The organism is Tolypothrix sp. PCC 7601, assembly GCF_025677855.1.
In the GTDB taxonomy this organism is placed as follows: Bacteria; Cyanobacteriota; Cyanobacteriia; order Cyanobacteriales; family Nostocaceae; genus Aulosira; species Aulosira diplosiphon.
In genome coordinates this window covers 6,510,745-6,524,261 of sequence record NZ_CP064879.1, presented here as the reverse complement: position 1 = coordinate 6,524,261, position 13,517 = coordinate 6,510,745, and the positions used below count along the sequence as shown (strand labels likewise).

The 13,517-nt window shown below is 38.5% G+C and carries 6 protein-coding genes; all 6 read left to right on the top strand.

The window, feature by feature from the left end; translation table 11 throughout:
• The first annotated feature begins 16 nt into the window (after positions 1–16).
• The 6 genes from HG267_RS26370 to HG267_RS26345 all read left to right on the top strand — a co-directional run bounded on the left by HG267_RS26370 (position 17) and on the right by HG267_RS26345 (position 13,459).
• On the top strand, positions 17–1,588 hold the full coding sequence (locus HG267_RS26370; RefSeq protein WP_045872207.1) for a condensation domain-containing protein: 1,572 nt from the start codon (positions 17–19) through the stop codon (positions 1,586–1,588).
• On the top strand, positions 1,585–2,610 hold the full coding sequence (locus tag HG267_RS26365) for a TauD/TfdA family dioxygenase (protein WP_045872206.1): 1,026 nt from the start codon (positions 1,585–1,587) through the stop codon (positions 2,608–2,610). Before HG267_RS26370 ends, HG267_RS26365 begins: the two co-directional genes overlap by 4 nt.
• Before the next feature lie 15 nt (positions 2,611–2,625).
• Positions 2,626–5,841, top strand: a complete 3,216-nt coding sequence (locus tag HG267_RS26360) for a non-ribosomal peptide synthetase (protein ID WP_045872205.1) — start codon at positions 2,626–2,628, stop codon at positions 5,839–5,841.
• A gap of 13 nt (positions 5,842–5,854) precedes the next feature.
• Positions 5,855–11,569 (top strand): type I polyketide synthase, encoded by a 5,715-nt coding sequence (locus tag HG267_RS26355; RefSeq protein ID WP_052335296.1) that lies wholly within the window; start codon positions 5,855–5,857, stop codon positions 11,567–11,569.
• A gap of 58 nt (positions 11,570–11,627) precedes the next feature.
• Positions 11,628–13,073: an aspartate aminotransferase family protein gene (locus tag HG267_RS26350; RefSeq protein WP_081584083.1), complete on the top strand. Its 1,446-nt coding sequence runs from the start codon at positions 11,628–11,630 to the stop codon at positions 13,071–13,073.
• 155 nt (positions 13,074–13,228) lie between these two features.
• The gene (locus HG267_RS26345) at positions 13,229–13,459 is read left to right on the top strand and encodes an MbtH family protein (RefSeq protein ID WP_045872204.1); all 231 of its coding nucleotides are present in this window, start codon (positions 13,229–13,231) and stop codon (positions 13,457–13,459) included.
• Positions 13,460–13,517 lie beyond the last annotated feature (58 nt).

Sequence of the window (13,517 nt, the reverse complement as noted above, 5' to 3'; positions counted from 1 at the left end):
ATTATAGCTTGCACAAATGACTGATATTGCCAAGCGTATCGCCGCTCTTTCTCCAGAAAAACGTAAGCTTCTGTTGCAAAAACTGAGTAATAAAAAAGAAGATGTTTTTTCAAACACGCAAATAAAATCTCAAAATCGAGAGTCTAATAATTTCCCCCTTTCTTTTTCACAACAGAGGTTATGGTTTCTCGACCGATTGGAACCTGGGAACCCAGCATTTAACATCTGTCAGTTTATGCGTTTGTCAGGTAAGCTAAATGTACCAGCACTGGAACAAAGTTTTCAAGAAATTGTCAAGCGTCACGAAGCTTTACGCACTACATTTACCCTAATTGATGGAGAACCGCTTCAGGTAATTTCCCCTGCTGCTGTATTTAAGTTACACCTAGTAAATTTACAAGCATTCCCTCTAGACACAAGAGAAGCCGAAGTTCTATCTTTAGCTAATCAAGAAACTCAAAAATCATTCGATTTAACTAAAGATTGCTTACTGCGAGTTACTTTATTACAACTGAGCGAAATAGAGCATATTTTATTGTTATCAATACACCATATTGCTGCTGATGCTTGGTCGATAGGTGTATTAATTAATGAAATTACAACTCTTTATGAAAACTTGGCTCGCGGTTATGCTGCACAACTTCCTGAACTACCAATTCAGTATGCAGACTTTGCAGTTTGGCAGCGCAAATCGTTGCAGGGAGAAAAATTAGAAACTCTGCTGAGTTATTGGCAGCAAAAATTAAGTGGTCAACTCCCTGTAGTTGAATTACCTACAGATATGCCAAGACCAAAATTACAAACTTTTAACGGTGCTAGGCAATGTCTTGTTTTATCTAAAACTTTCTCAGAACAATTGAAAGCTTTGTATCAACGAGAAGGTATTACTTTATTCATGATTCTGCTCGCAGGATTTAAAACACTACTTTATTGGTACACAGGACAAGAAGACATAGTTATAGGTACTGATATTGCTAACCGTAACCAACCGGAAATCAGAGGATTAATTGGTTTTTTCGTTAACCAACTTGTTTTACGGACTAACTTGTCAGGAAACCCCTCGTTTCGGGAGTTACTTGAACGAGTCCGTGAGGTAACTTTAGATGCTTATACTCATCAAGATTTGCCCTTTGACAAACTTGTAGATGTGCTAAATCCATTACGGCATATGGCTCGTTCACCTTTATTTCAGATAAAGTTAATTTTAGAAAATACTCAAATTCCCTCTTTACAGCTTTCAAATCTGACTCTCAAACCTTTAGAGTTGGAAAAAAAGACAACTCAACTTGATTTACTTTGGGAGATCAGAGAAACAGAACAAGGAATAGTTGCTGTATTGGAGTACAACACAGATTTATTCTATGCAACTACCATAGCTCGAATGCTCAAACATTTTGAAACACTTTTAAACCAAATTGTAGCCAAACCAACAGCTAAATTAACAGAATTAATTGAATTACTAACAGCAGCAGATAAGCAAGAAGAATCTTGGAAAAGTAAAAATACCAAAGCCGAATATCAACGGAAATTAAAAACCATTAAACGCCAAGTTGTCAACACTGCTAATGAAATGGAAGATGAAAGATGAAAAAATTAGGTAAATCTATCAAAGCCCAAGCAGTAAATGTACTAGAAAATCAATTAATAGAAATAGATGATTTCATCAAGAGTCAGACATTACCTATTGTCATCAAACCGCTTGTAAATGATATTGACCTGGCAGATTGGGCTGAAGGTAATCGAGATTCTATAGAAGCCAACCTATTACAAAATGGTGCTATATTATTTAGAGGCTTCAATATTACTACAGCATCAGAATTTGAGCGTTTTGGTTTAGCAATTTGCTCAGAACTTTTTAATGAAAATGGCGAACATCCCCGTAATAATGTGAGTGGGAATGTTTATACTCCAGTTTTTTACCCTGGCGATCGCAAGTTATTATGGCATAACGAAAATTCCTTTAATCATCGCTGGCCGATGAAAATTATGTTTGGTTGTCGTCAACCAGCACAGCAGGGAGGGGAAACGCCAATTGTTGATAGTCGCCAAGTTTTTCAGCGCATCAACCCTAAAATTAGGGACAATTTTATTGAAAAACAAGTAATGTATGTCCGTAATTATGGTAGTGGTTTAGGGCTAAACTGGGAAACAGTTTTTCAAACTACAAATCGCGAAGAAGTTGCAGCTATTTGTCAACGCAACTTTGTCAATTTTGAATGGAAGCCAGACGGAACTTTAAGAACTCTCTCGGTGCGTCCAGCAGTAGCTAAACATCCCCAAACTGGCGAAATTACCTGGTTTAATCAAGCTCAACATTGGCATCCGGCTTGCTTAGATGCTCAAACAAGAGAGTCGTTTATCTCATCATTTGCACAAGCAGATTTGCCAAGAAATTGCTATTACGGTGATGGTACTCCTATAGAAGATTCAATAATGGCAGAAATTTGTGAAGTATACCAAGAATTAGAAGTAACCTTTCCCTGGAAACAAGGAGATGTATTACTACTAGATAACTTATTAACTGCTCATGCCCGTAATCCCTTTATTGGAGAAAGAAAGTTATTAGTAGCTATGGGCGACATGACAAGCTTTGCAGATATTAATAATTAAAGGTAGTAAATAAAAATGCCGCAACAAATCCAGGGATTTCACCTTTCTCCTCAACAGAAACGTCTGTGGTTATTACAACAAAATAGCTCGGTTTACTTGACTAACTGTGCTATTCTCATCGAAGGCAGCTTACAAGTTAATATTTTAAAAGCGGCTTTACAAAAAGTTATTGATAGGAATGAAATACTGCGTACTAGTTTCCATAAAACAAAAGGTATAAAAATTCCTATTCAAGTTGTAGAGAATAATGTTGCTTTATCTTGGCATGAAAGCACTTTTTTAGCAGCAAATATTGAGAATATTTTGCAAGAAAACAACCAGCAAGATATTGATTGGCAAAAAAGCTCTTTATTACATACAACATTGCTCAAGCTGTCACCGGAAAAGCATATATTACTAGTAAATTTACCTGCAATGTGCGCTGACACAGCATCATTAAATAATTTATTAGCTGAAATTAGCTGTTGCTATAGTGCTAGTTTACTCGGTGATGAGTTGGCTGATGAACAGTTGCAATATGCTGATATTTCTGCATGGCAAAATGAACTACTTGCAGCAGAGGAGACAATTACCAGCAGAAAATATTGGCAACAACTAGATATTTCTCAGCTTGAGAATTTTAAATTATCTTTTGAACAGCAGTTTTCTCAATCGCCAGAATTTCAACCTCAGTTTGTGAAGCTGTCAATTCCCAGTGAGTTCAGCAATAAAATAGAAAATATTGTTAAAAAATATCAATGTTCAACAAGTGTATTCTTTCTAGCTTGTTGGTTAATTTTACTCTGGAGACTTACCGACGAATCAAAGCCAATCATTGGTTTAGGTTGCGATGGTCATAATTATGAAGAACTAAAAGCAGCAATAGGTTTATTAGCCAAATATTTACCTTTGACCTGTGAATTAACAGAAAAATCTCGCTTCAGCGATATCTTAAATAAACTTAGTGCTTCTACAACTGAATTAACAGAATGGCAAGAGAGTTTTGCTTGGGAACAAATTGCCGAAACCAACCAAGATAATACAGAACAGCCATTTTTACCATTCTGTTTTGACTTTGAAGAAGCTGCAAATCAATATGATACTGCTGGCATATTATTTAGTATTTATCAAAAATCTGCTTGTATTGACCGATTTAAAATTAAATTAGCTTGCACGCGCACTCACAATCAAACAGTTAACGCAGAATTCCACTATGATGCTAATCTGTTTTCCCCAGCAGATATTCAACGTTTAGCTAGTCAATGGCAAACATTGTTAATCAGTGCCGTTGAAAACCCCTCTGCAACCATCTCACAATTAAATATTCTCAGCAACACCGAACGCCAGCAAATTTTAATCGATTTCAACAACACCCAAACCACAGAATTACAATACGAGTGCATTCACCACTGGTTTGAACAACAGTGTAATTCCACACCAGACAATATTGCAATTGTATTTCAAGACCAGCAACTTACTTATCAAGAATTAAATACTCGCGCTAACCAATTGGCTCATTACCTGCAAAAATTAGGTGTAGGGCCAGATGTATTAGTGGGAATTTGTGTAGAGCGTTCCTTATGGATGGTTATCGGCTTATTAGCTATCCTCAAAGCTGGTGCAGCTTACGTACCTTTAGACCCGGCTTATCCGGTAGAACGTCAAACTTATATCATTGCTGATACCAATACACCTTTAGTCTTGACGCAGCAACATCTAGCGGCTAGTTTACCAGATATTCAACTTCTTTATATTGATACTGAGTGGTCAGCGATCGCTCTAGAAAAAACACAAAATCTCGTCACTCAGACAACTTCTCAAAACCTAGCCTATGTTATCTATACATCCGGCTCAACTGGTAAACCCAAAGGAACATTAATTACTCATCAAGGACTAGTTAATTACCTGAGTTGGTGTACCCAAGCCTACAATGTTGAGCAAGGAACAGGTACATTAGTTCACTCTCCTTTGGGGTTTGACTTGACAGTTACCAGTCTGTTTTCACCGTTACTCGTAGGTCGTCAAGTAGAACTTGTACCAGAAAACCAAGGAATTGACGCACTCTCTACAACTTTACGCCGCAGTCATAACTTAAGTCTAGTCAAAATTACACCTGCACATTTAGATTTACTCAAAGGACAACTATCACCTGAAGAAGTAGCCGGACGTACACAAGCTTTTATTATCGGTGGCGAAAACTTGTTAGCTGAAAAGTTAACATTTTGGCAAGATTTTGCCCCCGACACAATGCTAATTAATGAATATGGCCCAACAGAAACCGTAGTCGGTTGTTGTGTTTATCAAGTACCAAATAATCAGCGTGATTCTGGGTCAATTCCTATCGGTAAACCCATCGCTAACACCCAACTTTATGTATTAGATAAATACTGGCAACCAGTACCTATTGGTGTAGTTGGTGAACTGTATATAGCTGGTTTAGGACTTGCTCGCGGCTACTTGAATCGACCGGAATTAACTGCACAAAAGTTTATCCCCAACCCCTTCAGCAACAAAGCAGGAGAACGCCTTTATAGAACAGGTGACTTGGCTCGTTACCGTTCAGATGGAACTTTGGAGTTTCTTGGACGTATCGATAATCAAGTTAAAATTCGCGGTTTTCGGATTGAATTAGGAGAAATAGAAGCAGTATTAGAGCAACATCCAGAAGTTAAGGAAATTGTAGTTATTGCCCGCGAGGATGCGGAGCGAGAAAAGCGTTTAGTTGCTTATGTTGTAGTTAATCAAAAACCAGGCATTTCTATTAGTGAACTACGCAGTTATTTATTAGAAAAATTGCCTGAGTATATGATACCTGCGGCTTTTATCAAGTTAGATGCTTTGCCACTAACACCCAACGGCAAAGTAGACTATCGAGCTTTACCCGAACAAGCACAACTTGATTTAGAAGAAACCTATGTGGCTCCTCAATCTGAGCTTGAGCAAATTATTACAAATATATGGCAAGAATTATTGCATATAGAAAAAGTCGGAATTCATCACAATTTCTTTGATATCGGCGGTCACTCATTACTAATGGTTCAGGTTCATAGTAAACTCCAAAAAGCCTTAAACAGAGATATATCAATGCTTGATATGTTTCAGTATCCAACTATTAGTAAATTTGCTAAATATTTAAATCAGGAACAAGAAAAAAAACCTGATTTACCTAACTATGAACTGAGTGAAAACCAGCGAGAATCCAGAAAACAACGTAGGCAACTTAGACAAGAACATCGAGCAACAAGTAAGTAGGAGGAGTAAGCTAATGAATAACTCAAATACATCTGATTGTCTCGATGAAATAGCGATTATTGGTATGGCTGGTTGTTTTCCTGGTGCTAAAAATATTGATGAATTTTGGCAAAATCTACGAGACGGTGTAGAGTCAATTTCTTTTTTTACTGAAGACGAGTTGCTCAATTCAGGGGTAGAACCTGCTTTGTTAAATCAACCTAATTATGTAAAAGCCGGAGCTATATTAGATGATATAGAATTATTCGATGCGTCATTTTTTAACTTTAATCCTAGAGAAGCAGAAATTACCGATCCACAACACCGTTTCTTGCTTGAGTGTGCCTGGAATGCTTTAGAAAATGCTGGTTACGACAGTGAAACCTATTTAGGTCGGATTGGTATTTTTGCTGGCGCAAGCATGAGCAGTTACTTTTTGGCAAATCTGTATTCAAATCGCCAGCTGATAGAATCCGTAGGTGGTAAGCAAATTGCGATCGCCAATAGTCAAGATTTTTTACCTACCCTAATTTCTTATAAATTAAACTTGCAGGGGCCGAGTGTAAATGTCCAAACCTCCTGCTCTACTTCATTAGTTGCGGTTCATCTCGCCAGCCAAAGCTTACTCAACGGCGAAAGTGATATAGCTTTGGCTGGTGGGGTTTCCATTGGAGTACCGCATAAAACTGGCTATCCTTATCAACAAGGGAGTATTTTGTCTCCTGATGGACATTGCCGTGCTTTTGATGCCAAAGCACAAGGAACAGTTAGCGGTAACGGTGTAGGTATGATAGTTTTAAAGCGGTTAGAAGATGCGATCGCAGATCGAGATACCATTCACGCTGTCATCAAAGCCTCCGCTATCAATAATGATGGTTCTGCAAAAGTTGGCTACACTGCTCCCAGTATCGAGGGTCAAGCCAAAGTCATAGCCGAAGCACTAGCTGTCGCCAGAATCTCCCCAGAGAAGATTAGCTATATAGAAGCTCATGGTACAGGAACAGTTTTAGGAGATCCAATTGAAATTGCTGCACTCACACAAGCTTTCCGCGCCAAAACTGACAAAAAAGGTTATTGTGCCGTTGGCTCAGTGAAAACTAATATTGGACATCTAGATACTGCTGCTGGTGTTACAGGTTTAATCAAAACTGTTTTAGCCCTGAAACATCAACAAATACCCCCGACTCTGCATTACCAACAACCTAATCCCAAAATTGACTTTGCTAACAGCCCCTTCTACGTCAATCACCAGCTGTCACAATGGAATTCTGATGCTAATCCTCGCTATGCAGGAGTCAGTTCCTTTGGTATTGGTGGTACTAATGCCCATGTAATTTTAGAAGAAGCCCCAGTTATTGAACAGGAGAACAAGGGGAAGCAGGGGAGAGGGTATCAGTTATTGGTACTCTCTGCTAAAACAGCATCAGCACTAGAGACTGCTACTACAAATTTAGTTAAACATCTCCAGCAGCACCCCAACCTTAATTTAGCTGATGTTGCTTATACCCTAAGTGTAGGTCGTCGAGCGTTTGAACATCGTCTTGTCGTAGTTTGCCAAAACCTTGACGATGCAGTGCAAGTTTTAGAAGCAAAAGATCCGCAACGAGTTTTCAGCCACCACAGCGAACTGTCTACACAACAAGTTGCATTTATGTTTCCCGGACAAGGTACTCAGTATGTAAACATGGCTAAAGAATTGTACCAAACTGAGCCAATCTTCCGAGAACAAGTAGACTACTGCTGTGAATTACTCAAACCTCTTTTAGAAATAGATTTACGTAGCGTTATCTACCCGCAACCAGAACAGCAAGAAACAGCTGCTTTGCAGTTACAGCAAACTTATATCACTCAGCCAGCGTTATTTGTCATTGAGTATGCTTTAGCTCAGTTATGGATGTCTTGGGGTATAAACCCAAGCGCCATGATTGGTCATAGCATTGGCGAGTATGTAGCTGCAACTGTGGCTGGTGTATTCTCCTTAGAAGACGCACTCCTGTTAGTAGCTACTCGCGGCAAATTGATCCAGCAACTGCCATCAGGGACAATGTTAGCTGTACCAATGTCAGCACAAAAAATTCAACCCCTGCTAAACAAACAACTTTCTCTAGCTGCAATCAACAGTCCAAATTTGTGCGTAGTTTCGGGAACCGAAGCAGCAGTTGCGGAATTACAAAATCAATTATCTCAACAAAGTGTTGATTGTCGCCGTCTGCATACTTCTCATGCTTTTCATTCCCAGATGATGGACTCAATTCTAGAGCCATTTCAGGAGTTACTCTGCAAAATTCAACTAAATTCTGCCAAAATTCCTTTTATTTCTAACGTCACAGGTACTTGGATAACCACAGCACAAGCAACAGATGGGAAATATTGGGTAAAACATCTCCGTCAAACAGTGCATTTTAGTGAAGGAATTGCTAAATTACTGCAAAAGCCAGAGCAAATTCTCTTAGAAGTAGGCCCAGGACGCACATTAACTACCTTAGTTAACAAGCAGAAGGTAGCAGAACAGATAGTGCTTTCTTCACTGAGACATCCACAGAACCAGCAATCAGATATTGTATTCTTGCTCAATACACTCTCGCAACTCTGGTTGCAAGGAATCCAAATAGATTGGACACAATTTTATGACCATGAACAACTTTATCGTATTCCCTTACCTACATATCCATTTGAAAAGAAAAGATATTGGATTGAACCATTAGTTAATAGTGAAGTTAATTCATCACCCGAAGCAGAAATTATAGTGCCACAACCAACATTTATAAATAATACTTTGTCAATCCTCAAAGAAATTTTTAGTAATTCTCTTGGCATCAAATCATCCGAAATTAATATTCATACCCCTTTTCTAGAAATGGGTATAGACTCTCTATTATTACTGCAAATTAACCGCGCCATTCAAGAACAGTTGGGTGTGCAAATTCCTTTTCATATATTTCTGGAAGATTCACTAACAATTGATTCTCTAGCAGCTTATATCACTAAAGAAAAACCTCAAGAGCCAATACCCACCGTTACACCATTATCAATTCAAAATCAGTTTACACCAGCACTTGATCGCCAAGAAGAACAACCACAAAATAGTAATGTTGAGCAGATTCTTTTACAACATCTTCAGGTAATGTCTAAATTGGTAGACTTATTGCCTCAGAAAGATTTACTTACTCAAAATTTGTCTTCTACTGTTCTTAGAAGTCAACAAGCTGCTCAAATTTCAACCCAACAAAATTCCAATCTCACATCTAACTCAACTAAATTAGAGCCTGATAACCAGCATAAAAATCATGAAAAACTCCACCCAAAAGGGGGTGGAGTTTTTGGGCATTGGGAATTGGGCATGGGGCATGGGAAAGAACATACCAATGCCCTATGCCCTATGCCCCAAGAGGCGGGGCAGCTATCCCTCTCCACCCACAAGGGGATGGAGTTTCCCGCCGCTTTCAATAAATTAACTCCCATATCAGCAACTCAAAAAGAGTCAGTAGCGTTATTGACTCCCCATCAACAGAAACATTTAGATAGTTTAATTACACTTTTTGTGAGCAAAACTCAAGCATCAAAACGGCTTTCTCAAGATTACCGTTCCTATCATGCTAATAGCAGAGCAGTTACAGGGTTCTTTCCTGATATTAAAGAGATGATCTATCCTATTCACGGACAACGTGGAGAAGGAGCCAGAATTTGGGATGTTGATGGTAACGAATACGTAGATATCTCTATGGGATTTGGTACGCTTTTATTTGGTCATTCACCATCTTTTGTGATTGAAGCACTACAGCAACAAATTCAACATGGCATATTACATGGCCCACAATCGCGTTTAGCTGGTGAAGTAGCAAAATTAATCTGTGAACTAACAGGTGCAGAACGAGCAGCTTTATGTAACACTGGCTCAGAAGCCGTCATGGGAGCAATACGCCTAGCACGCACTGCTACAGGACGCTCTAAGATAGCTTTATTTGCTGGTTCTTATCATGGCAACTTGGACGAGGTTTTAATCAAAGGAGTCATGACTGCTGATGGAAACTTATCTTCTGTACCAAAAAATTTAGGAATTCCTCAGTATATGGCTGAAAATGCCATCATTCTTAATTATGGCACTCCTGAATCATTAGATATTATCCAAGCTCATGCCCACGAGTTAGCAGCCATTCTCGTTGAACCAATACAAAGCAGTCGCCCAGATTTGCAACCTCAAGAGTTTTTATCTCAGTTAAGACAACTTACCCAAGAGACAGGAATTGTCTTAATCTTTGATGAAGTAATTACCGGCTTTCGGATGCATCCAGGTGGTATTCAGGGGTTGTGGGGTATTCAAGCAGATATCACTACCTACGGTAAAGCGGTTGCAGCTGGTATCCCCATTGGGGTAATAGCTGGCAAAGCTGCTTTCATGGATGCATTAGACGGTGGTATGTGGAACTATGGTGATGAGTCTTATCCTCAAGGAAAAACCACCTTTTTTGCAGGCACTTTTTTTAAACATCCTCTGGCAATGGCGGCTGCTTGGGCGGCATTAAATCACATTAAAACTTATGGGTCTAAACTGCAAGCAGAACTAACTGAAAAAACAGCAAAATTAGCCAAAACACTGAATAACTTCTTTGAAGAACAACAAATACCAATCCGAGTTGTTCATTTTGGTTCGCTTTTCCGTTTTACTTTCCAAAATAATTCTGTACTAGGTAATTTATTCTATTACTATTTACTAGAAAAAGGAGTTTACGTTTGGGAAGGACGTACTCTTTATTTATCGACAGCACATACTGAAGCCGATATAGAATATATCATCCAGGCTGTGAAAGAAAGTGTAGTAGAAATGCAAGCAGGTGAGTTTCTACCACCAACGCCTATTGCCAATTTTTCGCCAATTAATTGTAGTCAAAAAGAACTAGAAGCACCCCTGGTCACCATTCAGCCACATGGCTCTAAAAAACCTTTATTTTTTATTCATCCTATCGGAGGCAATGTTTTTTGCTATAAAGAATTAGCACGTTGCTTAGATTCCGAGCAACCTTTTTATGGACTGCAAGCACCGAGTCTGTTTGGAGAATGTGAACCATATACTCGTATTGAAGATATGGCTGCTCACTATATTGCAGCAATGCAAACTGTACAGCCACAAGGCCCCTATTATTTAGGCGGGTGGTCACTGGGAAGCTTTGTAGCTTTTGAAATGGCTCAACAACTGCAACAGCAAGGTCAACAGGTTCCTGTACTCATCTTATTAGATAATGTTGCACCCAATTCTCACAAGCAACCTATAAATACTCAACAAAATGATGAGTCGCGAATTTTAGCGAGTTTTGCCTACGATATTGCCAGTTCGTCAGACAAAACTATCTCGGTATCCTATGAATATTTTCAACAAATGCAGTATGAAAAGCAATTAAATTATGTTTTTGAGCAGTTGCAAATTGCTAACTTAATCCCAGCTAATTTTAGCTTTGATAACTTTTGCTTGTTTCTCAAGGTTTATCAAAGTCACCTCCAAGCAAGTTGGAATTATGTAGCACAGGTATATCCAAATCAAATGATTCTCTTGCGTGCTAGCGATAGCAATGAAGGTTTTGATTATTCTCACGATCCTAGCTGGGGCTGGAGTAAATTATCTTCTAAACCAGTGGAAATCTATACAGTTCCGGGTACTCATTACACAATGCTTGCGAAACCTCATGTACAGGTCTTAGCAGAGCATTTGAATACATATTTAAATCAGATAGAGCATGGACTAATTGTTAAGTAACACAACCATAACTTAAGCTACCAAAAATTCAGCTTTGATAAATCCGATAAAATCTAATATGCAACAACTTGAAATTCCCAATAATCCGATTTCAGAAACAACAGATAATGATGTACAAATCGAGTTCAATGCTCTACAACAGCAGCATTTAGAGACATTAATTACTCGTTATACAGAACGAACCAAAACATCAAAACAACTAGCGCAGAAATATCGTCCTGTTTTTGCAAATAACAGGGGTGCTGTGGGGTTCAATTTACTTTTTAAAGAAATGTTTTATCCCATTCTCACCGAACGCTCTCTAGGCTCTAGAATGTGGGATGTTGATGGTAATGAATATATAGACCTCACTGGTGGATATGGAATACATTTATGTGGTTACAATCCACCATTTATCAAAAAAGCTATTTTTGAGCAACTTGAATATGGCATACAAACTGGCCCACAAGCAGCACTAGCTGGCGAAGTTGCTGAGTTAATCTCTGAACTGACGGGGATGGAACGAGTAGCTTTTTGTAGTGTCGGTACAGAAGCCATGATGCTCGCACTACGCATAGCACGAGCCGCGACAAATCGTCATAAGATTGCCCTATTTTCTGGTTCTTATCATGGTATTTTTGATGGAACTTTAGTTAAAGCAGAGACGACAGATGGTAATCCAAAAGGAATTCCAGAGTATCCGGGAGTAACACCAAATGTTGCTGAAGATGTTTTGGTTCTAGAGTACGGAAGTCCTCAAGCTTTAGAGATAATTAAAACCTACAAGCAAGAATTAGCTGCTGTTCTTGTGGAACCTGTGCAGCAACATCAGCTTGGTTTTCAACCCAAAGCATTTATTCTACAACTGCGCCAATTAACTAAAGCATTAGAAATACCGTTAATCTTTGATGAAATGAATACTGGCTTTAGAATTCATCCAGGTGGCGCGCAAGCATGGTTTGGAGTTGAAGCCGACATCGCAACATACGGAAAAATAGTTGGTGGTGGTATGCCTTTAGCAGCTGTAGCTGGTAAAGCTGTTTATATGGATAGAATTGATGGCGGTATGTGGAATTACGGCGATATGTCTGCTCCTGATGTTCCCGTTACCTGGTCAGGAACTAGCTACTGTAGGCATTCTCTCTCTTTAGCTGCGGCGCGTGCTTTGTTACAGCATTTAAAAACGGAAGGAGTAAGTCTACAAGAACAGTTAAATCAACTTACATCACAATTTGTAGAGAGATTTAATGCTTACTTTGAAGTTGAAAAACTACCCATTTATCTATCAAATTTTGGCTCGTTTTTCAATGCTAATGTATCTGAAACTTCTGAGATAGCAACAGAACCTACATTTTTAATAGGTCTGAGGCTTATATTTAATCATATGATTGTTCGAGGTGTTCTGATGCCAAAAGGCGATGGTTTTTTGTCTGAAGCCCATACAGAGCAAGATATTGATTTGATTGTTCAATCTGTTCAAGATAGTGTTAAAGAACTAAAAGAAGGTGGGTTTCTACTTAGTTAGTTAGTTATCGATTTATCAAGCAAAGTTTAAATGTTTGTAGAGGTTTGTCAACTATCTTGATTAATAGATAGAGTACAAGTATCAACATATCCAAACAACAGAATCATTAGCTTGAATAGATAAAATTTTACTAAAATTATAGGCTAGGAAATCAAATGAACCAAACAACTTCAGAAGATACAACCATTTATAAAGTTGTAGTTAACCATGAGGAACAATATTCTATTTGGCCTGCTGACCGGGAAAATGCTCTTGGGTGGAAAGATGCAGGGAAAAGTGGGCTGAAATCAGAATGTTTGGAATACATTAAGGAAGTTTGGACTGATATGCGACCCCTAAGCTTAAGAAAGAAAATGGAGGAAACATCTAGCAAAAATTCAGTATAAATTAATTCTCGATTGCTATTTGTAGAGAGATTTTATTTCTCTACAATTATTTTATTTT